This window comes from Cobetia sp. Dlab-2-AX (genome assembly GCF_024124625.1).
Taxonomy (GTDB): domain Bacteria; phylum Pseudomonadota; class Gammaproteobacteria; order Pseudomonadales; family Halomonadaceae; genus Cobetia.
On record NZ_JAMXRV010000004.1, the window covers coordinates 33,551 to 56,297 of the forward strand.

Here is a 22,747-nt window from a genome sequence, read left to right on the forward strand (position 1 = left end):
TCATGAGCCTTGAATCATCAACGACGCCTGCGGTTCGCAACGGTGTGGCGGGGCAGGTCCTGAAAGTGTTCGTCTGGCTGGAAAACCTGCGCATGGATGCGGTACTGATCCTGATGCGTATCGTGGTCGGTGCCGTGTTCTTCATGTCGGCGCAGACCAAGGTCGACGGCTTCTCGATCAAGGACAGCACCTTCTTCCTGTTCGAGCATGAATACGCCTTGCCGCTGGTCTCGCCGATACTGGCCGCCTGGCTTGCGACCATCGCCGAGCACCTCTTCCCGCTGATGCTGTGGCTGGGGCTGGGGACGCGCTTCGCGGCGCTGGGGCTGGCCCTCATGACGCTGACCATCCAGCTGTTCGTCTATCCCCATGCTTGGGTGACCCACGGGCTGTGGCTCTCCAGCCTGCTGGTGCTGGTGCTGCAAGGCCCGGGACGCCTGTCGCTCGATCGGCTGATTCGCTCACGCATCGCCTGAGGCCGTCATTCGGCAGAGTCGTTCGGTGAGGCTCATATCAGTCGCGCACAACGCAAGACGGAGACCCTGGGGTCTCCGTCTTGCGTTGTAGAGCCGCGATAGTACCGCGATAGTGCCGCTATCTATCCGCTGACTAGCGAGGCGCTCAGGCCGGCTCGTCGGCGAGTTGGTGCTCGATCTCGGCACGTACCATCTCGACGCTGGCGGCATCGATGTAGCCGTTGGCATGCGCATGGTGCGCCATGTCGAGGCTATCGGTGCTCAGCAGCATCACGCAGCCGAGAGCGGCCAGCTCCTCACCGAGTTGGTCCAGCTCGGCCTTGCGCGAGTCCGAATCGCCTATCTGGCGAATGTAGATGGCGCAGATGCGACCGGGATAGCGGCGCACGACCTCGGCGTAGACCTCCGGGTCATGCTGGCCGCTGTCGCCGATGAGCAGAAACTGCATCTCGTTATACAGGCCGAGCATCTTCTCGATCAGCGCCTGCTTGTGGTCTTCGGAGCGTCTGGGCAGCGGGCGTTGCAGGGTCAGCCCCCACTCGCGCAGGAACAGGATCGGGCCGACCGGGATGCGATTGTGCTGGAAGAAGACTTCCAGCATCTCGTAGATGCTCCACGGACCACGCGACACATAGAGCAGCGGGCGCTGCTGCTGGCCGTCATCACCCTCATGGAGCGCCTGGTAGAGCGCGGCCACACCGGGGAAGGCGGTACGCCGCTCGGCGGATTCGATGAACAGGCGATAAAGCATCTTGAGCTTGTTGGCGACACCGGTGTACATCACGGTGTCGTCGATATCGCTGATTACCCCGAGGCGTGTGCTGATGGGCGGCAGATAGACCTGCGCCTCGCCCTCCACCGGGGGCTGCTTTGGCGGACATGCCGTGATGCGGGCGGTATGCCATTGGCCCTGGTGCTCCAGCGGCGCATCGAGCGGCAGATGCACGCTGAAGTAGCCATCGCGGTCGGTAATGGCGGTGGTTCGGTTGTCCCCCAGCGCGACCTCTACTTCGACGCCGCTCTTGCCCCAGCGCAGCATGCGACGACCGACATCCATCAGGTCGCGCCCGGCACCGGGGGCCAGCTGGCTGCGTGAGCCTGGCTGGCGGAAGATGCGCCCCATCAGAAAGGCTTCGCTGTGCGAGCCATAGCCGCGGTAGGCGTGAATGACGTAGCCATCCTTGCCCTGGGCGTGGCGCATGGGCTTGGCAGCCACATGCAGCAGCTTGCGTAGCAGATGTGTCAGCGGCAGTGACATGCAACCCTCCTGGTCGGTATCTGGCGGGCCTTCATGGCCACATGACAACGCCGCCTTCCGAGTCCCGCGTGAGCAGGGTCGAAAGGCGGCGTTCACACTGCGCGAATGCCTCGCGGCCCAGTGTCAGTCAAGTACAGTGTCAGTCAAGTACAGCGTCAGGCAGGAGCCGCATCAGAGATCCGCGCTGTCATGTCCTGGCGCTGCATCGACTGGAGCACTTACTCGCCCAGGTAGGCGGACAGCATCCACACGGTCTTTTCCTGCTCGCGGATGTAGTCGCCGACCAGTGAAGCGGTGCCTTCATCATCGGCGTCAGACGCGACGGACATGATCTCGCGCTGCAGTTCGATCAGGGACTTGTAACCGGTCAGCAGGCCCTTGATGCAAGCCGTGCCGTCGCTGACATGGGTGTCTTCCTTGATGGTGGCGACACGTGCGTAGTCACTGTAGGCGTGCAGCGGCTCGTGACCCAGGGTCAGGATACGCTCGGCGATCTCGTCGACCTTGGTCAGCAGGTCGGTGTAGGTTTCCTCGAACTTAACGTGCAGCTCGAAGAACTGGTTGCCCTTCACGTTCCAGTGGTAGCCACGGGCATTCATGTAGAAGGTCTGGTAGTTGGCCAGCAGGATGTTGAGGTGCTCGGCCAGCTGAGTGGCGCTGGCAGTGTGCAGGCCGATGGCATTGGTATCGTTGGACATGAAGACTCTCCTGAAAAATGTGAAGTGAACGGCATTGTGGGGAAAGTGGAGATGCAGGTGGCGAGCCGTGCTGCCAGTATGCCACCAGTGTAGAGGCTGGTCGGGATGCAGGGTAACGAATTCACTGTATCGCCCTCATCGGCCACCCCTATCGCGCGCCGGCGCGCCACCCTCAAGCCGTAGATGAATGCTTGGAAAGACATGTGGTGCGCGCACGCGGTTTTCAAGGTCGCACACGGATATTGCAGTCAATGCCGTCGGCCAGGACATTCTGATTTCGGCCTCATACGCAAAGGCCCCGCACGGGGCGGGGCCTTTGCGACAGCCATGTCATCAGCTGTCATCACCTCTGCAACGCTCAGGCGTCAGTTGCGCGCCATGTGCAGGAAGTGCATGTGCTTCTCGTACTGGTCCAGCACATCGCCGATCACCTGCTCCTTGGTGTAACCCATGACGTCATAGGTCTGGCCACCTTCACGCAGGAAGACTTCGGCGCGGTATTGGCGTTCCACGTCGCTGGTGCCCTTGCGCTTGACGTTGCGCAGCGCGAAGGCCGGTGCTGCGTATTCACGCACCCGCACACCGTAGACGAAGTCGACTTCCTCGCCGTGGCTGACCTGCAGATAGCTGCGGTCTTCCTCGTCATTGACGCGGGTATCCAGGCCCTGGGCCTCGAATTCCTTGGCGACATCCGCCAGCGCCGGTGTCACCACATCCACGACGAACTGTTCCACATTCTTCTGGCGCGGCGTCTCGACCAGGGTCTGGACGCGCTTCTGCCAGCTACGTGCACCGGCGGCGGTGTGGCCCGGCGTGTTGCTCAGATGCTGCATGGAGCGCTGCTTGACGCCCTCCAGACGCAGCGCCTTGAGCAGGCCATAGCAGACGAACATCAGGATGATCGCGAAGGGCAGGGCAGAGGCCAGTGAGGCGGTCTGCAGAGCCCCCAGGCCACCGGCCATCAGCAGAGCTACTGCGACGAAGCCTTCGGAGAAGGCCCAGAACACACGCTGCCAGACCGGTGATTCGTCACCTTCCTTGGAGGTCAGCATGTCGATGACCAGCGAGCCGGAGTCCGAGGAGGTGACGAAGAAGGTCACCACCAGCAGGGTGGCCAGCAGGGAAGTCACGCTACCGAACGGGAACAGCTCCAGGAACTTGAACAGAGCCACTGAGGCATCGGCGGAGACCGCTTCCGCCAGGTTGCCTGCGGTATCGGTCAGCAGCATGTGCAGGGCGCTGTCGCCGAAGAAGGTCAGCCACAGGAAGGTGAAGCCCATCGGCACGAACAACACGCCGTAGACGAACTCGCGGATGGTGCGGCCACGCGAGACACGCGCGATGAACATGCCCACGAACGGGGACCACGCGATCCACCAGCCCCAGTAGAACAGGGTCCAGCCACCCAGCCACTTGGACGGACCCTCTTCCGGGATATAGGCGAACATGTTGAAGGTCTTGTCGACCACTTCACTGAGATAGCCACCGATGTTCTGGATCAGCGTCTGCAGCAGGAAGATGGTCGGGCCCACGCACAGCACGAACAGCATCAGCGCCAGCGCTAGGCCAAGGTTCAGTTCGGAGAGACGACGGATGCCGCCGTCCAGACCCATGACCACGGAGATGGTCGCCAGGCCGGTGATGATGGCGATCAGAATGATCTGGGTCGTCAGGCTGTTGTCGATGTCGAACAGATAATGCAGACCGGAGCTGACCTGCAGCACGCCCAGACCCAGCGAGGTCGCGACCCCGAACATGGTGCCGAAGACGGCGAAGATATCGACGGCATGACCGATCGAGCCATGGATGCGCTTGCCGATCAGCGGATACAGCGCCGAGCTGATGCGCAGCGGCAGGTTGTGGCGGAAGCTGAAGTAGGCCAGCGCCAGCGCCACCACGGCGTAGACGCCCCAGGCATGGATGCCCCAGTGGAAGAAGGTGGTCTTCATGGCCTCACGAGCGGCTTCCACGGTGCCGGCGTCGCCCACGGGCGGTGAAGTGAAGTGGAAGACCGGCTCGGCGACGCCATAGAACATCAGGCCGATGCCCATGCCCGCCGAGAACAGCATCGCGAACCAGGAGCTGTAGCTGAAATCAGGCTCGGAATGGTCCGGCCCCAGTTTGATGTCGCCATAGCGTGAGAAGGCGAGCCCCAGCGTGAAGATCACGAACACGCCCATGGCCAGCAGGTAGAACCAGCCGACGGTGTCGATGATCCAGGACTGGACGTGACCGAAGATGGTCTGGGCGGTCTCCGGCATGGCCACCGTGAAGATCACGAAGGCCAGAATCACCCCGGCGGAGCCGAAGAAGACTGGCGGATTGATCTTCGCGACCGTGGGCTGGTCGGCATTTTCTGACATAAATTTAACTCCCTGATTGCCTGTTCGTCGATAATGGTAACTTATTGAACCTGTAGCGTCGTGAATTGTCCGCGCGATATCGTTTCCATATGTAACCGGTGTTGCACAGGCTGATGGGCGATTCGCGCACCGGGTGAGCCGCCCTGAAAGGACAGACGACTCGCGAGTCTCGGGCAAGTTGGCAATGGCGGTGCGGCCTCATCGCGCCTTGTCGGGTGCTGGATACGGTAGGCGCTGGCATGGCTGGGCGCTAAGATGAGGCTTCCTGCATCCAGGGTATTCAGGTGTCTCGATACCATTATTGTGCAGAAATCCTACAAGACCTATGTGTCAGTCTAGTGCCTGTGGCGCGATTCATGGTGTGAAAATCATGATGATGTGTTCGCTCATGTGGCTGACCGGAGACGTTCGCATGCTCCATCGACTTCCCGATTATCCCGCACGCCCAAGCGTGGCTGACACATCAGCGCGCTCGCGACTGCCGCGCATGACATTGCTCGCAGTGGGGCTGATGCTGCTGAGCGGCTGCTCGGCCCTGTCCGGCAAGGACCCGCTGGCCGCGAATGACAGCGCTGGCCTGCCAGAGGCCTGCATCTTCCCGCGTGAGGGCGATGCCAATCAGTGGTTGCGTGCCGCGGCGCAGGTCGTCGAGGCTCGTGGCTACAAGATTCGCGAGAGCGAGCAGTCGCTGGGCTTGGTGACAGGTGAGCGCAAGGTGGACCAGCCGGGGCTGGGCGCGATCGATGGGCCCTTCGGCTCGCGCATCGGCTTCTCGGTGGGCTATGGCGTCGCGGCGGGCAATGATTTCGGCGTGGGCGTCGGCAATGACACCTTTCGCGATGACCCGATCAGCTTCGAGCGCATCTCGCTGGTCGCGCCGGACGAGCGCGTACGCGTGATTCGCGATGAGCAGGTCATCAATCAGGGCGGCTACGTCATCGATGCCCGCCCTCACAATGACAGCGACAGCTGCCGCCAGATCGAGCGTCAGCTGCAGGCCGCCCTGGCGGGTCGTGATCCACGGGAGGTTCGCTGATGGTCATGTGCAAGGTATCTCCACGCTCGCTGTGGCAACGTCTGGGGCTTGCGACGCTGCTCGCCGGCCTGCTGGTGCTGGGTGGCTGCATGAATCAGCCGACCCATGCACCTGACTCGCGCACCGCGGTGATCGCCCCCAACAGCGGCACCCTGAGCTCCCGGCAGGTCTTCGTCACTTTGCTGACGACGCTGGCGGAGCGTGGCTTCATCATCGAGCGCGCCGACCCGGACCTCGAGCGCCTCGATGCCAGCTACGCTGCCCGGCCGCCGCTGGCGCTGGAAGCCTGGGTGAGCGAGGTCAACGGCCAGATTCGTCTCAGCGTGAGCGGTGACAGCAATGGTGCCGATATCGCGCCGGGCCGCCTCGACAACCTGCTGGTGGAGGTCGCCGTGGCCCTGGATGCGCGCACCGTGCCGGTGATCGGCGCACCGTGACCGCCCCGCGCATGGCAACCCCACGCATGGTAACCCCACGAGGCGGCCCTCGGCGCCGCCTCTCTGGCCTTGTCCACCACTTTGCCGGCGGGCAGTGCCGGAGCCCGGGCGAGCCCGCGCTCGCGCGGTGTGATGGCCCATGACGCTGAGTGCGCTGCGCCGTCGGCGTCTGGCCTGGCTGGCCCTCACGGCCAGCCTGCTGGCCGGTCTGATGGCCTTGTTTGCCCTCTGGCACTGGGAGCTGGCGCGCGGCGAGCGTGATGCCCGCCAGCACGCCGCGACTCGCCTGAATTTCTATGCCAGCACACTGAATGCCGAACTGTCGCGCTTCCAATGGCTGCCGGAATTGCTGGCGCGCCAGGCCCGTGTGCGCATCGCCCTCGGCGAGCCGGGCGCCTCGCCCGCGGCAACTGCGCCTGTTATCCCCTCATATCAGCCCGATGCCGCCAGTGCCGCCGCTCCCCTCGGTTCGAGTAGTGACCTCAATCAGCACCTGCGCCGAGTCGCGCGAGCCTCCGGTGCGGCGGCCATCTTCCTGACTGATCGCGACGGCATGACCGTGGCCGCGAGCAACTTTGATGAGCCAGACAGCTTCGTCGGCTATCGCTACGACTACCGCCCTTATTTCATCGATGCCCTGGCGCGCGGGCGCGGCGAGTTCTTCGCCGTCGGCAATACCACCGGGCGGCCCGGCTATTTCGTCTCGGCGCCGGTACTGGGGGACGAGGGCCAGCCGTTGGGCGTCATGGTGGTCAAGGTCTCGCTGGAAGCGCTGGAGGATACCTGGCGCCAGGCGGGGGAGACGGTGCTGCTCGCCGATGCCAATCGCATCGTGCTGCTGGCCTCGCGGCGCAACTGGAAGTATCGAGCGCTGGAGGCGATCGAGCCGCAGGCGCTGGACAGCATTCGGGCGCAGCAGCAGTTTCGCGGTGCGCCGCTGACACCGCTGTCGCGGGAGTTGGAGGACGGCAGCCTGGTGCTGGGTGACAATCACGAGCTGGCGGCGTCGAAGATCGTGCCGCTGCCGACGGCGGCGATGGGCCAACGCTATCTGGATGAGTCACTGGCCAGCGGGCCGCTGGGCTGGCAGCTGCACTTTCTGATGCCGCTGCGGCCACTCTATATCCAGGCGCGCAATGTGGTGCTGGTCGGGCTCGCCGTGATTCTGGGACTGGCGATGATGGCGCTGTGGATGCGCGAGCGTCAGGCGCGCCTGGGGCTGATTCGGCGTGAAGCGGTGATGATGCGCGAGATCAACGAGCGCCTCGAGGAGCGGGTTGCCCAGCGTTCGCGCGAACTCGAGGCAACGCGTGACGAGCTGGTGCAGGCCGGCAAGCTGGCCGCGCTGGGCACCATGGCGGCCGGTATCGCCCATGAGCTCAATCAGCCGCTGGTCGGCATTCGCACCTACGCCGCCAGCGGCGGCAAACTGCTGGCGCGGGGCATCGCTTCCGCCGCAACGCGCCCCGAGCTGACCGCACGTGCCGCCGAATCCGCCGCCAGAAACTTCACGCGCATCAGTGAGCTGTCCGAGCGCCTGGCGGACATGATTCGCCAGTTGCGGGTCTTCGTGCGTCCGGCCAGTCAGCAGGCACCCGTTGCCCTGGCGCTGGCGCCGCGCATCGACTTCGCACTGGAACTGCTCGTCGAGCGAGTCACCGCCCTCGATCTGACGGTGGAGCGGGAGGCGCTGCCCCGGGACGTCATCGTGATGGGCGAACAGGTGCGTCTCGAGCAGGTGCTGACCAACCTGATCCGCAATGCGCTCGATGCGCTGGAAGGGGAGCAGAAAGCGCAGCAGACCGATCAGCAGAGCGACGAGGCTGACGATGGCCGCGCGGCCCCGAGATTGCGTCTCAGTTGGCAGGCCTGGCCGTCAGTGGCCAGTCTTGAGGGGCAGCCGGGCGGATGTCTGCGTATCGAGGACAATGGCCCCGGCATCGACCCTGCGCTGCGTGCCACGCTGTTCGATCCCTTCACCACCACACGCGAGGTCGGCGAAGGCATGGGGATGGGGCTGTTTCTGAGTTATGGCCTGGCGCGCGACCTCGGTGGCCAGCTGCGTCTGGCCGATGGCGCTTCAGTGTCTGAGCCGACTGAGGGCTCCTCGCTGGCTGAGGGCTCTGCGCTGGGCGGCGCCTGCTTCGAATTGTGGCTACGCACTCCGGCGTCGGAGGCAACGCATGCAGCCGACGGCACGGATCGTGAAAGCACCGAACAACAAGGCAGCGGGCAGCAGTCCGTGACATGACGGGGTATTCGCACGAATGACAGGCTATACGCACGACAGCGCTGGCTTCGAGGGCGCAGAGGAGTTTGCCGCCACGGGCCCGGACCCGGCAGAGCTGCGCCTGCAGCAGGACAGCGATCTGACCCGTGAGGCCCCGGTATGGCTGGTGGATGACGACCCGGCAGTGCGCGAATCTCTTGCCCAGTGGCTGGAGCTTGCCGAGATTCACCTGCGCTGCTTCTCGCGCGCCGAGGCGCTGCTGGAAGCCCTGGCCGCCGCCGAGCCGGTCAGCGTGGTGATCAGCGATATCCGCATGCCGGGCATGGATGGCCTGACACTGTTGGCGCGGCTTGCGCTGCAGGCACCGGAGCTGCCGGTGCTGATGATGACCGGCCACGGCGATGTCGCCACGGCCGTTGCCGCGATGCAGGGCGGTGCGCGCGACTTCATCGAGAAACCGTTTGACCCCGAAGCGCTGGAGCTCAAGCTGCGTCAGGCGCTGGCGGGACGGCGTCTGAGTGATGAAAACCAACGTCTGCGCCGCCGCTTGAGCGTGCGCGGCCTCAGTGGTCTGCTGCGTGGCGAGAGCCGTCAGATTCGCCAGTTGCGTGAGCGATTGCTTGAATTGCGCGGGCACCCGGCGCGTGTCTGGATCAGCGGCGAGGCGGGCAGCGGGCGCAGCACTCTGGCGCTGGCGCTGGCCGAGCATGCGCCGCCTGCTGAGGCGTCGCCCTCATCTAACGCCATGCCGACGGCGGCGACGGCCTTGCTGGCGCGAGTGGAATGCGCCCCCCTGTCGCAAGCGAGGGCAGAGGGCGCGGAGGCACTGGCGAGCGCGATCGAGGATGCACTCGCGGCATGTCCTGCAGCCAATACCTTGCTGCTGCATGAGGTGGACCACCTGAGTGGCGCGCAATGGCAGTGGCTGGACGGCTGGATCGCCACGCGTGAGAACGGCGCCCGTCAAGCGCCGCGGCTGGTGTGCAGCGCGCTGTGCAGCGTGGGTGACGTGATGGCAAGCGGGCCTCTGACTCGCACCCTGGGGCATGCGCTGGCCGAGATCGAACTGACGACACCCGCCCTGCGCGAGCGGCGCGAGGACATCCCGTTGCTGATGGCGCACTTCAGCCGTCAGGCCGCCGAGGTGCACGAGGTGGAGGCGCAACCCTTCGGCCGCGGTGAGCTGGCTGCATTGATGGCGGCAGACTGGCCGGGCAATCTCTGGCAGCTGCGCCAGGCCGCCAGTCGCCGTGTGGTGCTGGGGGAATTGTTCACGACGCGACAGCCATCCGCGCCGGGCAATGCCTCAGCAAAGGAGAATGCAGACGAGGCCGGCAACGGGGCGAGCGACGAGGCGCTGGCGAGCAGTGAGGACCAGGGGTTGGCGGCACAGGTGGCGATGTTCGAGTCGACCTTGATTCGCGCCGCCCTGACTCGCGCACGCGGCAACATCGCTCAGGTGCTGGAGGAGCTGGCACTGCCGCGGCGTACCCTCAATCTCAAGATGCACAAGTACGGACTGCGCCGAGAAGACTTTCGTCATGGTCATGATGATTCGGTGAACTGACCGCCATCAAAGCCTGTCGAAAATGTCCTCGGACTGCGTCGGGATGTCGCCAATTTTGTTATGAAGTAACATCCTGCCAAACCTTTCCTGTCGTCCCCGTGACGTTCTGCCGGAGTTTCTCGATGTCTGTTGCTGTTCATCGCCTGGTGGCGGCGCTGTCGTCCGCGCTGGCGCGTTTCCCGTCTCGTCACGGCCTGCGCCCCGCAGCCTGGCTGACGCCGTTGCTGATGCTGGGCACCCTGGTGGCCAGTCAGCCTGCCGCCGCCCACCCGCACGGCTGGGTCGACCTGCGGGTGACGCTGCGCCTCGATGACCAGGGGCGGGCCGTCGCGATGCGTCAGTATTGGCTTCTCGACCCCTTCTACAGCTTGACGCTGCGTCAGGAACTGGCCGCGCTCGAGGACGATACCAGCATGGAGCAGCGCCTCGATGTGCTGGGCAGCGAGATTCTGGCCAATCTGTCGCAGTTCGATTACTACACCCATGTCACCCTGGACGGCGAGCCCGTGGCGCTTGGCAAGGCGACGCGCCAGACCACCTGGCTCAAGGGCGAGCGTGTCGCCTTCCAGATGGAGCTGCCGCTGGCCGAGCCGGTCGCGATGGCTGGCCACACCCTCAGTTATCGCATCTACGACCCCACCTATTACATCGAGATACTGCATGACCCGGACGCCATCGCCGTGCAGCAAGGGCTGGTGGTGAGCAGACTGGAAGGGCAGGACTCGGCGCTCGACTGCACGCCGGGCATCACGCCGGCCGATCCGGACCCATCCAAGGTCGCCGAGGCCTCGATGCTGGATATCAACGCCACCGCACCGATGGATCTCGGCCAGTACTTCGCCGAAGTCGGCAGTGTCAGTTGTGAGGTGACTGATGAGCAGTGAGCCGAAGGACACCAGTGGACTTGGCGATATCAAGAGCCTCAAGGGCATGCGTGATGGCCTGCTGAAGCCGGCCTCGTCGCGGGGGCGCCGCCTGGCTGGTTGGCTGGCGGTCGGCTGCGGGCTGCTCGTGCTGGGCATGGCGTTCTGGCCAGGCCTGGTGCAGGGCTGGGGCGAGGCGCTGGGGTGGGTCTTCGCCGAGCAATCGCGTTTCCAGCGCTCGCTGGGGCGCGCCATGAATGAGCTTGCCGCGCACCCCGGCACGCCCTGGGCGCTGATCGGGCTGTCCTTCGCCTATGGCGTGCTGCATGCCGCGGGTCCCGGCCATGGCAAGGTCGTCATCAGTACGCTGCTGGTCAGTCAGCCCATCGTTCGGCGCCGTGCGCTGTGGTTGTCACTGCTGGCGGCCTTGCTGCAGGGCGTCAGTGCGCTGGTGCTGGTCGGTCTCGGGGCGGGGCTGCTCGACTGGGCGGGGCGCGATGTGCTCGGGCAGGTCGAGAAGGTCACCCTGCTCAGTCATCTCGGGGTGTTGGTGCTGGGGGGGCTGTTGCTGTGGCGCGCCGCGCGTTCCTTGTGGCGCGCGCTCAGCGCCCGGGCTGTCTCAAGCCCGCTTTCAGGCACGACCAAGTCGGAGGCGCCAGCGATGCAGGGGCTGGCGTTCGAGCCGTCGCCTGGCCACGACCACGCACACTCTCATGGCCACGCTCATTCACATGGGCACGTTCATGCACATGGGCATGACTGTGGTTGCGGCCATGCGCATGGCGTGACGGCGGAGCAGGCCAGTGGCGACTGGCGCACCATGGGCATGGCGGTGCTGGCGATCGGCCTGCGGCCGTGTTCCGGCGCGATTCTGGTCTTGCTGGCCGCGCTGGCGCTGAACATGGTCGGCAGCGGGGTGCTGGCGGTGCTAGCAATGTCATTGGGCACCGCGCTGACGGTGGGCAGCGTGGCGATGGCCACCTTGATCATGAAGGCCAGCGGATGCCTGGCGGCGGCCGGTGCGCGCCTGGGTGGGTCGCACTCAAACGGCCGTATGCGTCGTCAGTGGCCGTGGGCGGCGCTGGTCGGTCTGCTCGGCGGCATCATCATCACTGTCTTTGGTGCTCTGCTGGTCGCCAGCAGTCTCAAGGCGCTGGACTCTCCCACCGGTCGCGGTGCTTCGCCGTTCGATCGCTCGGCATCGGGCACCTCCCTGCAGAGCCCTCTGGGCCCGAGATCCTCAGGGCAGACCTCAGGCGGCGAGTGAGACCAGCGTCGCCAAGGCAGGCGTGCCGCTTGCTACCTGCAAGTTACGAAAACGGGGCCCATCGGGCCCCGTTTTCGTAGATGTGAGAGCGTGGATGACAGTGTCTGCAAGAGCGTAGATGTCAGTGAAAACGCAGGTAATGGCGTCAGTAGGAATAGCTCGGCAGCTCGGCGATCTTCATGCGCAGAGTGTCGATCAGCACCGTCAGCGCCTCGCTGTCGTGGGGCTCGGCCGTGCCGACGCCCCACACCGGCCCCGGCCAGGCTGCATCATCGCTGCGACGGGCGATCACGTGCATGTGCAGCTGCGGCACCATGTTGCCCAGTGCGCCGATATTGAGCTTCTCGCCGCCGCTCACCGTCATCAGCAGCTCGCCCAGCTGGGTGGTTTCCTGCCACAGCTGCTGCTGGGCGCTGCTGTCCAGCTCGTAGATCTCGCGGATGGCATCGCGGCGCGGAATCAGTATCAGCCACGGATAGCGCGCATCGTTCATCAGGCGCACGGTGCACAGCGGCAGATCGGCCACGAAGTGAGTGTCGGCATCCAGCTGCGGGTGAAGGCTGAAGGGGGTCATCGTCTCTCCTTGATCGGGTGGAGCAGGGCGGGCGTGTGTCGAGGGCAAAGGGTAACCCGAATCGTGGCGGACGCCCTGGCTTGAACGCCCGCGAATGCCTTCAGTGTGACCAGATCGGCAGAATCCTGCCACTTTGCGGATTGCCCGTGCGCGCTCTGGAGGCTGCGCAATGCCCCCATCGCCAAATACCGCGCCGCGCGGACAGTTGCTAACCTTCTTCCTACGCTGAAGCAGAGGCTCGCAACGAACGCCCCACGCAAAAGAGGGCTACCTTGCGCATTGTCGGTCGCGACATGGCCAGCACCGTCCAGGGCCAGAGCCTGCTCAGCCGCAATGTCCGTCTGCCTACCCACATTACAAGAATGCTCAACCTGCGCCCTGCAGGTTCGCCAAGGAGTCACTCCATGCAAAAGCGCCAGTTCCTCAAGGCCGGTCTCGGTCTCGCCATCGCAGCCTCTCTTGGTCTCAGTGCCGTGGCTCAGGCGGACAGCAAGTACATCATGGGTACCGCCACCACCGGTGGCACCTTCTACCCGGTCGGCGTGGCACTCTCCACGCTGATCAAGGTCAAGCTCGAGCCGACCGCCGGCATCTCCGTGTCCGCGATCTCCTCTGCCGGCTCCGGCGAGAACCTCAAGCTGATGGAAGAGGACCAGGCCCAGTTCGGCATCATCCAGGGCCTCTACGGCGCCTGGGCATGGAATGGCACTCCGCCGGTCAACAAGGCGCACAAGAACCTGCGCAGCGTCTCGATGCTGTGGCAGAACGTCGAGCACTTCGTGGCCCGCAACGATGAGGTCAAGTCCGGCACCATCGAGGACATGACCAACTTCTACGGCAAGAGCTTCTCCATCGGCAAGAAGAATTCCGGTACCGAAGGTTCGGGTCGCTTCATCCTCGAGCAGCTGGGCATCGATGCCGACAAGATGGATCTGGCCTACATGGGCTATGGCCCGAGCGCCGACGCGATGCAGAACGGCAACATCGACGGCATGAACATCCCGGCCGGCGCACCGGCCTCCGCCGTGACCCGCGCCTACGCCAACCTGGGCGGTGAGATCACCACGCTGGACTTCACCGAAGAGCAGCTGGCCAAGGTCAACTCCCAGTTCGAGCTGTGGACCCCGTATGAAATCGCCGCTGGCACCTACCCGGGCCAGGACAAGGCGATCAACACCATCGCTCAGCCGAACATCCTGGTGGTGCGTGACGATGTCTCCGAAGAAGACGTCTATCAGATCACCAAGACCATGTACGAGAACCTGCCGTTCCTGAACAACATCCACCCGGCCACCAAGGCCATGGCCCTCGACAAGGCCATCGCGGGCCTGCCGCTGCCGCTGCACCCGGGGGCTGCACGTTACTTCAAGGAGCAGGGCATCGAGATTCCGGCGCGTCTGATCGTCGAGTGATCCACACCTGATGTTCCCGCTGCCCTCATCGCTCGCCTCTGGCGGCGGTGAGGGCAGCGCAGTTTCCCAGACCAATAAACCACTGCCGGTCCGGCGCCATGTCATTGCCCCGCGCGGACAAAGTGAGGCGCAGGACCAGAGCGGTGCCCACGAATGATTGTTGTAGAAGCCCGTCTTCTCCTCGCAAGCCCGGGCGCATGGTGACGCAAGTCGCCGCTGCGCCATCGCTGTCTGATCCCGTCTTGAGGCAACGCCATGCATGATTCCCGCTCGCCAGAGCCCTCTCGTCCCACTGATAGCGAAGCGCAGGAGCCGGATCTCTCCGGTGTGCGCGACGAATCCGCCGAAGCTGCGCCGTGGCGCATGGAGCTGCCCTGGTTGGGGCGTGCCGTCTTCGTGATTTCCATCGTCATCTGTCTGGCGCACCTGTACTTCAACACCGTCTCGACCCTGTCGGAGTTGTGGGTGAGCGCCTTGCACTACGGCCTGTTCGGTCTGCTGTGCGCGCTGACCATTCCGATGCTGACGCCGGCCAGTGATGGCGCCAAGCGCTGGGTGCTGGGCGTGGATGTCCTGCTGGGGCTGGCGGCACTGGGTTGCGGCCTCTATCTGATCGGCTTCGAGGATGCGCTCTATGACCGCGGCGTGGTGTTCTCCACCGCGGACTGGGTGGTCTCCATCGTCGCGGTTGGCCTGATCCTCGAGTTCGCGCGTCGCACCACCGGCTGGTTCATCCCGGTGCTGTGTCTGATCGCGCTGACCTACGTGGCCTGGTGGGGCAAGTATGTGGGCGGCGTGTTCAACTTCCCGGGCCTGACCTGGGAGACGGTGCTGTTCAGAAGCTTCATCGGCGGCGAGGGGATGCTGGGCTCCATCGCGCGCATCTCCTGGTCCTACGTGTTCATGTTCATCCTGTTCGGGGCCTTCCTGGTCAAGTCCGGCGCGGGCGACTTCATCATCGATCTGGCGCGCTGCGCGGCGGGTCGCTTCAAGGGCGGTCCGGGCTTCGTGGCCGTGTTTGCCTCCGGACTGATGGGCTCGGTGTCCGGTTCCAGCGTTGCCAACACCGTCTCCACTGGCGTGATCACGATTCCGCTGATGCGACGGGCCGGCTTCCCGGCACGCTTCGCGGCAGGCGTCGAGGCCGCCGCCTCGACCGGTGGCCAGCTGATGCCGCCGGTGATGGGCGCGGGTGCCTTCATCATGGCGTCCTACACCCAGGTGCCGTACCTGACCATCGTCGGCGTGGCCGCCTTGCCGGCGCTGCTCTACTTCCTGTCCGTCGCCATGTTCGTGCGCATCGAGGCCAAGCGCTCCGACGCCACCGCGCTGGATGATCCGGAAGGTCCGCGTCTCAAGGACGTGCTCAAGGAGGGTTGGCACTATCTGGCACCGCTGTTCGTGCTGGTCGGCGCACTGATCTACGGCTTCACGCCCACCTACGCCGCCGGCATCGCGATCCTGTCCGTCATCGCGGCCTCGTGGCTGTCGAAGAACCCGATGAAGCTCGGTGACATCCTCGAGGCGATGCTGGCCGGGGTGCGCAACATGACCACCACGGCGATCCTGCTGATCACCGTCGGCCTGATCGTCAACGTCGTCTCCACCACCGGTATCGGCAACACCTTCTCGCTGATGATCACCGACTGGGCGGGCGGCAGCCTGCTGATCACCATCATCCTGGTCGCGCTGGCCTCGTTGATTCTGGGCATGGGCCTGCCGGTGACGGCGTCCTATATCGTGCTAGGCACGCTGTCCGCTCCAGCGCTCTACAACCTGATCGCCCATTCCCAGCTGGTGGACCTGCTGGCGGCGGGAAACCTGCCGGAGCAGGCCAAGGCCATCTTCATGCTGGCCGCCCCGGACAAGCTGGACCTGCTGAGCGCGCCGATGAGCATGGACGCCGCGCGCGAACTGCTGGCGCTGGTGCCGGATACCTTCCAGAGCCAGCTGTATGAGCAGGCGCTGTCGCCGCACGTGCTGACCATGGCACTGGTAAGTGCCCACATGATCATCTTCTGGCTGTCCCAGGATTCCAACGTCACGCCGCCGGTCTGTCTGACCGCCTTCGCGGCAGCCGCGATCGCCCGCACACCGCCGATGAAGACCGGCCTGATGGCCTGGAAGGTCGCCAAGGGTCTCTACATCGTGCCCCTGCTGTTCGCCTGGAGCCCGTTGATCTCCGGTGACATCGGCGAGATGCTGACGGTGTTCGTGTTCGCGCTGTTCGGGATCTACGCCATCGTCGCGGGCCTGGAAGGCTATCTGGAGCACGAGTTGCCCTGGTGGCTGCGTCTGGCGATGTTCCCGCTGGGGGCGCTGATGCTGTGGCCGCATGGTCAGCTGACCTACGACCTCGCGGGTCTGGTCATCTTCCTGGGCGTGCTGGCCTACAGCGTGCGCCAGAGTGGCCGCCAGCAAGCGCTGGCGCACTGAGTCAGGCGTGTCGGATGAGCGCCAGACGCGTCAGCTGATGTGGCTGAAGCAGGCGTGACGCGACGCGATATGCTATGAACGATGCCCGGCATCACTTTCCCCCGCTCAGTCACGCGAGGGTGGTGTGTCGGGCATCGCGCGCTCTGGGGCCTGTCCGCCTCAAGCGTCTTCACTCAATGGGATGGCGGGACAAGGAATGTCGGCATGATATCGGATGTTGCAGGGCTGACCAGCGGCCTTGATCTGATCAGCGTAGTGGCGCTGATCGCACTGGGTGGCGTGGCCGGTTTCATCAATGTGCTGTCGGCGGGTGGCTCGATGCTGACGCTGCCACTGCTGATGTTTCTCGGTCTGCCGCCAGCCCAGGCCAATGCCACCAACCGCGTGGCGATCGCGCTGCAGAGTGCGACCGCGACCAGCACCTTCCTCAAGGCGGGCGCGCACAACATGGGGGTGGCCTGGCGGCTGGCCGTACCCGCCGTGGCAGGCGCCATGCTGGGGGCCTGGCTGGCGACCCGTATCAGTGCCGAGGCCTTCGAGAGCGTTCTGATCGTGGTGATGGTGGTGTGTTCGATCATGATGCTGCTGCCGACGCCACGCATCGACACCCGTGAACTGACGCCGGAGCGCATCACGCCCGTGGTGGTGATGGCGATGTTCGGCATCGGCATTTATGGTGGCTTCATCCAGGTCGGTGTCGGCGTGCTGTTCATCGTGGTGCTCTACCGGCTGCTCAAGATCGACCTGACCCAGGTCAACGTCTTCAAGGTCTTCATCGTGTTGATGTATACCCTGCCGGCGCTGGCGGTGTTCGTGTTCGATGGTCAGGTGCGCTGGGCCTATGGTCTGGTGCTGGCGGTCGGCAACATGAGCGGCGCCTTTCTCGGCGCGCGGGTCAACATGAGTCCCGCGGGTGCGCGGTGGGTCAAGTGGCTGACGGTCGCGGTCATCTTCATCATCGTGCTCAAGCTGGCACTGACCTGATGCTGGCCTGATGCTGGCCTTATGCTGACCTTATGTTAGACACGGAGTAAGCTCGAGGTAGTCTTAACGGAACGCCGGCCTGTCCTGTCGACACACCGGTATACCGCTCACCTCTTATTCATGATGGCGCCGAGCCCGGCTATGGCGTCTCTTCCTTCATCGTTCAGGAGTCTTTCCTCATGCAAGCCATGGTCATCGAGCAGTACGGCGGTCCCGAAGTGTTCGTCGAGCGCGAACTGGAGACCCCGACACCGGCGCGGGGGCAGGTGCGTATCAAGGTGACGGCTTCCAGCATCAATCCCATCGAGACCAAGCTGCGCAGCGGGCTGGTCAAGTCGCACCCGGAATTCCCGGCCATTCTCAATGGCGATGTCTCCGGGGTGATCGATGCCGTCGGCGAAGGCGTGACGGACTTCTCCGTCGGGGATGAAGTGCTGGGCTGTGCCGGTGGTGTCAAGGGCTGGCAGGGCGCTCTGGCGGACTACATGATCGCCGACACCCGGGTGATCGTGAAGCGCCCGAGCCTGGCGGCGCTGACGCTGGAAGAGTGCGCGGCCTTGCCGCTGGTATTCCTGACGGCCTGGACGGCGCTGGTCTCGCGCGGTCAGATCAAGGAAGGCGAGCACGTGCTGATCCACGCCGGCACCGGCGGCGTCGGCCATGTCGCGGTACAGATCGCCAAGTATCTCGGCGCGCATGTCACCACCACCGTGTCCAGCGAAGCCAAGGCGGACCTCGCACGCCAGCTGGGGGCGGACGAGATCATCAACTACCGCGAGGAAGCGGTCGCGGACTACGTGACTCGCCTGACCTCCGGGCGTGGCTTCGATCTGGTCTTCGACACCGTCGGTGGCGACAACCTGGATCGCTCCATCGAGGCCACCGCGACCTCCGGTCGTCTGTGCTCCATCAATACCCGCTCGACCCACGACCTGACCCAGCTGCACTCCAAGAACCTGTCGCTGCACGTCATCTTCCGCTCGGTACCGCTGCTGACAGGTATTGGTATGGACGACCAGCCGGAGCTGCTCAACGCCCTGAGCGAGATGCTGGAGGCCGGCGCGGTACGTCCGCTGCTCGACGAGCACCAGTTCAGCTTCCGTGACGTCGCCAAGGCGCATGAGTTGCTGGAATCCGGCGAGGCGCTGGGCAAGATTCTGCTGGTAAATCGTTGAGTATTGGCACCTTCGGCCAGTGAGAGTGTCTTACCTTCGTTGGCCGTTGATCAGGAAGAGAAGTGATGAGAATGACGCGTTTGATGGTGGCTGCCCTGTTGGTGGCCAGTGTGAGTCTGGCCGGCTGCAATACCGTGGCCGGTTTCGGCAAGGACCTGGAGCATCTGGGCGGTTCGATCGACAACGCCGCCAGCTGATTGCCCAAGAGAGGAATGCCCATGCGACGATTCATGATGATGACTGGCACCGCGCTGCTGTTCGGCCTGCTGTTGGGTGGCTGCAATACCGTGGAAGGTTTCGGGGAAGATCTCGAACACCTAGGGGGTTCCATCGAGGAATCGGCCAGTTGATGGCACTGTCCATGACATGGGCGGCGAGTGAACAAAACATGAATCTCACCCCTTGAAAGCCCATGAGGTGGCCCAAGGTATGAGGGTAGAGGCGCAGGAACTGGCGTCTTTACGAGATTCCTCGATATTCACTACCGCAAGGAGCATGACCATGTCCCGCACCATTGCACTCATCTTCGCCTCTTTCTTCACTCTGGCAGCGCTTTCCGGCTGCAACACCGTTGACGGTGCCGGCCAGGATGTCGAGCATGCTGGCGAAGCTGTCCAGGACGCCGCGCAATAAGCGACGCTCCGGATAGTGGTGATATCCAACGCCCGGCCATCGCGCCGGGCGTTTTCGTGTCTGACCCGCTGGCCATTGCCTGTCATCATGCCAGCCTTCCTTCAGCAAGAATCAAGGCCCCGACATGGATCATCGACAGTTGAGTTTTCTGGTCGCGCTGGCAAGCGAGCGCCATTTCGGTCGTGCGGCGCGAGTCTGCCATGTCACTCAGCCGACGCTATCGGCGCGCCTCAAGCAACTCGAGGAAGAGCTGGGTACGGCGTTGATCGTGCGCGGTCATCGCTTCGAGGGCTTCACGCCGGAAGGCGAGCGCGTGCTGACGCATGCTCGGCGCATTCTCGCTGAGCTGGATGAGCTGAAGGGAGACCTGTCACCGGACGCGGTGCTGACCGGGCGCCTGTCGCTGGGCGTGGTGCCATCGGCGCTGGCAGCGGTCGGCGAGTTCCTGCCGCGACTGCGCGAGGCCTTTCCGCAGCTCTCGCTGCGCCTGCGCGAGCTGTCGACCTCGTCGCTGGCCCAGGGGCTCGAGGATGGCGAGCTGGATCTCGCGGTCGGCTACCCCGCGGCGCCGGCCATGAGCGGCTTCGCCTGTCGTCCGCTCTATCAGGAGCATTCGGCGCTGATCGCCAGTCAGACGCATTTCCGCCTGCCCGACGCGCCGCAGTGGGAGTGCCTGCGTGACTATCCGCTGGTGTTGCTGACGCCGGAGATGCAGCAGCGGCGACGCCTCAATCAGCAGTTCGAGCTGCTGGGGCTGCAGCCTTCGCCCTTGCTGGAGGCCAATTCGGTTTCCGGCCTCGGCGCGATGCTGGAGGCTGGCCTGGGGGTCAGCGTGCTGGCGGAGAACCTGGCCGATTCGCGGCTTGGTGAAAAGCTGATCGCGCGCCGACTGCCCGGGGAGGGCGAGACGGTCGGGCTGTTGTGGCGCAGTGGACAGCAACGTAGCCGACGGCTGGACGCCGTGCTTGAGCTGCTGCGTTCGCTGCCTCACTCGGCGGGTGTGGCCGATTGAGGGAGCCTGCAATGCAGAACACCCCGTCGAGACGGGGTGTTCGGGTAGCGAAAGCGGTGTTGGCTGCTATCAGCGCTTCTTGCTGGGCTTCTCGCTGGCCTTCAGCGCGGCACGGCGGGCGGCTTCACGCTGCTGCTGCTTGGCATCCCGGCGTGCCTGCATCTGGGCGACGGCGTCCATGCCCAGATGGGCTTCGCCACGTTCTCTGGCGAGGCGAATCTGGTTCTCGCGTTCGGCGAAGCGCGCCTTCTGGGCGTCGCTCAGCTTGTCGTAGCAACGTGGGCAGCTGACGCCTTTCTGGTAGCGCTCGCTCTGCTTGTCTTCCTCGGTGATCGGCAGGCGGCAGGCATGGCACTGATCGTACTGGCCGGGACGCAGCTGGTGGTCGACGGTGACGCGCTCATCGAACACGAAGCACTCGCCCTGCCACAGGGTCTCTTCCTCGGGCACCTCTTCCAGATACTTCAGGATACCGCCCTTGAGGTGATAGACCTCATCGAAGCCCTGCTCCTTGAGATAGGCCGTGGACTTCTCGCAGCGAATGCCGCCGGTGCAGAACATCGCCACCTTGCGGTGCTGTGTCGGGTCCAGCTCACGCGAGACATAGTCCGGGAAATCACGGAAGGCAGTGGTGTTCGGGTTGACGGCACCGGCGAAGGTCCCCACTTCCACTTCGTAGTCATTGCGCGTGTCGATCAGCAGTACTTCAGGATCGGAGATCAGCGCATTCCAGTCCTTCGGCTCCACATAGGTCCCGACGGTGTGACGCGGGTCGATGCCCTCGACGCCCATGGTGACGATCTCGCGCTTGAGCTTGACCTTGGCGCGCAGGAAGGGCGCCTGTTCGGCCAGCGACTGCTTGGTGTCGAGCTCGGCCAGGCGCGGGTCCGATGTCAGCCAGGCGAGCAGCGCATCGATGCCGGCGCGTGAGCCGGACACGGTACCGTTGATGCCTTCGCGGGCCAGCAGCAGGGTGCCGCGGATGGCGTGCTCGTTCATCACTGTCAGCAGCGGGTCGCGCAACGCCTCGAAGTCCTCGAGGGTGACGAACTTGTAAAGTGCGCAGACCACATGCTGCGGCGCCAGCGGGCTGGGGCGGGCGGAGGCAGTCGTGCTGCTGGTCAGCTGCGGGGTGCTGGCCTGATCAGGCGTGGCAGTCAGGTCGGGAGTGTCGGTCATGCGAAGGTCCTCATGCGGGCCGGAACGTAAATCCGGAGCAGGATGATCGAGAGATGAGAGCGGCCGGCGGACGGGGGATAGCGCGACAGCAGGCGCACCCTCAAGGGGCGGCGACGCATTTTACGCGACTCGCGCGCGAATTTCTCGCCCGCCGCGATGCCCCGCCTGCCCGGCATCGACCGGACGCCATCTTCATTGTCGGTGTCTATCAATTGGCGGCTCGGCTCAATTGGTCGCCCTCATGGCATGGCGGTAGGATATTCCCATATTGCGCAGAGGTCGGGTGAGGGTTGCGCGCACCGTTCTCGCCACGCATCTGCGCCACGGAGAGCCGTAATGAAAGATTCGCTCTATCAACAAGCGCCAGGCGCTGCAGGCTACACGGATGCCTGCGAGGTGCCGCTGCGCGAGCTGGATGGCCCATCGGAGCTGCCGGTGAGCCTGGCGCTCAATGACACTGCGATGGGCACCTTGCTGGCCAGCCCAGAGGCCCTTGAGCCGCTGGCGCTGGGGCATGCCTTCACCGCGGGCTGGATCACGCGGCGTGACGAGGTCTCGGCGATCCATCTCTCGCGGCTGCGCCATGGGCTGGCGGTGCGTCTCGAGGTCAGTGACTCGCTGGTGCGCAAGGCTGAGCGTCACCAGCGGCGTGAGAGCAGTGTCTCGAGCTGCGGCGCCTGTGGCGTGCAGGACGAAGCGGAGCTGATGGCGGGACTCATGCGTCTGCCGCCACGGGCAGCGCTGGCGCCCGATGCACTGATGCGCGGGCTGAAACGTCTGGAGCGCGCCACGCGCCGCGGCATGCATCTGGCGCTGGGGCTGGACAGCGAAGGCGGTCTGATCTCGCAGGGCGCCGATATCGGTCGCCACAATGCGCTGGACCGCGTGATCGGCATGAGCCTCGACAGTGGTGTGTGGCCCGAGGCGTTGCTGGTGTCGAGCCGCTGCAGCCTGGAGCTGGTGCAGAAGACCATCCGTGCGCGCATTTCGACCCTGATCACCCTCGCGGTACCCTCGCGCCTCGCCGTCGAGACCGCCCGCGCCTGCGACCTCAATCTGATCTGTGCCCACCGCGGGCGTCGACTCGAACTGCTCAGCGGTCACGCTGATCGCCCTCGTTCATCCTAGCTCCTGTTCCTTCTAGCCA

21 protein-coding genes are annotated in these 22,747 nt (G+C 64.6%); 16 read left to right on the forward strand and 5 right to left on the reverse strand.

Translation table 11 applies throughout. The annotated features are described in order from the left end of the window. The first annotated feature begins 2 nt into the window (after positions 1 to 2). Entirely contained in the window at positions 3 to 476 is a 474-nt protein-coding gene (locus NH396_RS08040) for a DoxX family protein (RefSeq protein WP_253062844.1), read from the forward strand. A 145-nt stretch (positions 477 to 621) separates the two neighbouring features. Here NH396_RS08040 and NH396_RS08045 read toward each other — a convergent pair whose 3' ends face one another. From NH396_RS08045 to betT, 3 genes are all read right to left on the reverse strand, one after another. After that, entirely contained in the window at positions 622 to 1,734 is a 1,113-nt protein-coding gene (locus NH396_RS08045) for a phosphatase domain-containing protein (RefSeq protein ID WP_253062846.1), read from the reverse strand. Between the two features lie 218 nt (positions 1,735 to 1,952). Next, positions 1,953 to 2,432, reverse strand: coding sequence for a Dps family protein (locus NH396_RS08050; protein WP_166019656.1), 480 nt, complete (start codon positions 2,430 to 2,432; stop codon positions 1,953 to 1,955). Positions 2,433 to 2,797: 365 nt separating this feature from the next. Next, a complete protein-coding gene (gene betT / locus NH396_RS08055) occupies positions 2,798 to 4,795 on the reverse strand; it encodes a choline BCCT transporter BetT (RefSeq protein ID WP_176675998.1) in 1,998 nt (665 codons plus the stop codon). A gap of 487 nt (positions 4,796 to 5,282) precedes the next feature. Between betT and NH396_RS08060 the strand changes: the two genes are divergently transcribed. The 6 genes from NH396_RS08060 (at position 5,283) to NH396_RS08085 (ending at position 12,195) form a co-directional block, all read left to right on the forward strand. Further along, positions 5,283 to 5,831 carry a hypothetical protein gene (locus NH396_RS08060; RefSeq protein ID WP_176675999.1) on the forward strand — a complete coding sequence of 183 codons (549 nt, stop codon included), beginning with the start codon at positions 5,283 to 5,285 and terminating at the stop codon, positions 5,829 to 5,831. Positions 5,832 to 5,836: 5 nt separating this feature from the next. Beyond that, the gene (locus NH396_RS08065) at positions 5,837 to 6,268 is read left to right on the forward strand and encodes a hypothetical protein (protein WP_253062848.1); all 432 of its coding nucleotides are present in this window, start codon (positions 5,837 to 5,839) and stop codon (positions 6,266 to 6,268) included. 139 nt (positions 6,269 to 6,407) lie between these two features. Beyond that, complete coding sequence (locus NH396_RS08070) at positions 6,408 to 8,519, forward strand: ATP-binding protein (protein WP_253062849.1); 2,112 nt, start codon at positions 6,408 to 6,410, stop codon at positions 8,517 to 8,519. A gap of 16 nt (positions 8,520 to 8,535) precedes the next feature. Beyond that, positions 8,536 to 10,065: a response regulator gene (locus NH396_RS08075; RefSeq protein ID WP_253062851.1), complete on the forward strand. Its 1,530-nt coding sequence runs from the start codon at positions 8,536 to 8,538 to the stop codon at positions 10,063 to 10,065. Positions 10,066 to 10,187: 122 nt separating this feature from the next. Beyond that, on the forward strand, positions 10,188 to 10,949 hold the full coding sequence (locus NH396_RS08080) for a DUF1007 family protein (RefSeq protein WP_253062853.1): 762 nt from the start codon (positions 10,188 to 10,190) through the stop codon (positions 10,947 to 10,949). Beyond that, positions 10,939 to 12,195 (forward strand): hypothetical protein, encoded by a 1,257-nt coding sequence (locus NH396_RS08085; RefSeq protein WP_253062855.1) that lies wholly within the window; start codon positions 10,939 to 10,941, stop codon positions 12,193 to 12,195. Before NH396_RS08080 ends, NH396_RS08085 begins: the two co-directional genes overlap by 11 nt. A gap of 145 nt (positions 12,196 to 12,340) precedes the next feature. Here NH396_RS08085 and NH396_RS08090 read toward each other — a convergent pair whose 3' ends face one another. Next, positions 12,341 to 12,769 carry an HIT family protein gene (locus NH396_RS08090; protein ID WP_253062857.1) on the reverse strand — a complete coding sequence of 143 codons (429 nt, stop codon included), beginning with the start codon at positions 12,767 to 12,769 and terminating at the stop codon, positions 12,341 to 12,343. 404 nt (positions 12,770 to 13,173) lie between these two features. Between NH396_RS08090 and NH396_RS08095 the strand changes: the two genes are divergently transcribed. The 8 genes from NH396_RS08095 (at position 13,174) to NH396_RS08130 (ending at position 20,421) form a co-directional block, all read left to right on the forward strand. Continuing rightward, on the forward strand, positions 13,174 to 14,181 hold the full coding sequence (locus NH396_RS08095) for a TAXI family TRAP transporter solute-binding subunit (protein WP_253062859.1): 1,008 nt from the start codon (positions 13,174 to 13,176) through the stop codon (positions 14,179 to 14,181). Between the two features lie 363 nt (positions 14,182 to 14,544). After that, complete coding sequence (locus NH396_RS08100) at positions 14,545 to 16,617, forward strand: TRAP transporter permease (protein ID WP_253063167.1); 2,073 nt, start codon at positions 14,545 to 14,547, stop codon at positions 16,615 to 16,617. Between the two features lie 204 nt (positions 16,618 to 16,821). After that, the gene (locus NH396_RS08105) at positions 16,822 to 17,601 is read left to right on the forward strand and encodes a TSUP family transporter (RefSeq protein WP_253062861.1); all 780 of its coding nucleotides are present in this window, start codon (positions 16,822 to 16,824) and stop codon (positions 17,599 to 17,601) included. 179 nt (positions 17,602 to 17,780) lie between these two features. Next, a complete protein-coding gene (locus NH396_RS08110; RefSeq protein WP_253062863.1) occupies positions 17,781 to 18,776 on the forward strand; it encodes a zinc-dependent alcohol dehydrogenase family protein in 996 nt (331 codons plus the stop codon). A gap of 65 nt (positions 18,777 to 18,841) precedes the next feature. Then, positions 18,842 to 18,973, forward strand: a complete 132-nt coding sequence (locus tag NH396_RS08115; protein WP_084589348.1) for an entericidin A/B family lipoprotein — start codon at positions 18,842 to 18,844, stop codon at positions 18,971 to 18,973. Positions 18,974 to 18,994: 21 nt separating this feature from the next. Next, the gene (locus NH396_RS08120) at positions 18,995 to 19,126 is read left to right on the forward strand and encodes an entericidin A/B family lipoprotein (RefSeq protein ID WP_107335644.1); all 132 of its coding nucleotides are present in this window, start codon (positions 18,995 to 18,997) and stop codon (positions 19,124 to 19,126) included. 151 nt (positions 19,127 to 19,277) lie between these two features. Then, on the forward strand, positions 19,278 to 19,409 hold the full coding sequence (locus NH396_RS08125) for an entericidin A/B family lipoprotein (RefSeq protein WP_043333217.1): 132 nt from the start codon (positions 19,278 to 19,280) through the stop codon (positions 19,407 to 19,409). A 124-nt stretch (positions 19,410 to 19,533) separates the two neighbouring features. Then, on the forward strand, positions 19,534 to 20,421 hold the full coding sequence (locus NH396_RS08130; RefSeq protein WP_253062865.1) for a LysR family transcriptional regulator: 888 nt from the start codon (positions 19,534 to 19,536) through the stop codon (positions 20,419 to 20,421). 69 nt (positions 20,422 to 20,490) lie between these two features. Here NH396_RS08130 and NH396_RS08135 read toward each other — a convergent pair whose 3' ends face one another. Further along, positions 20,491 to 21,600 carry a rhodanese-related sulfurtransferase gene (locus tag NH396_RS08135; RefSeq protein ID WP_253062867.1) on the reverse strand — a complete coding sequence of 370 codons (1,110 nt, stop codon included), beginning with the start codon at positions 21,598 to 21,600 and terminating at the stop codon, positions 20,491 to 20,493. A 336-nt stretch (positions 21,601 to 21,936) separates the two neighbouring features. Between NH396_RS08135 and NH396_RS08140 the strand changes: the two genes are divergently transcribed. Then, the gene (locus NH396_RS08140) at positions 21,937 to 22,728 is read left to right on the forward strand and encodes a formate dehydrogenase accessory sulfurtransferase FdhD (RefSeq protein WP_253062869.1); all 792 of its coding nucleotides are present in this window, start codon (positions 21,937 to 21,939) and stop codon (positions 22,726 to 22,728) included. Positions 22,729 to 22,747: the final 19 nt, after the last annotated feature.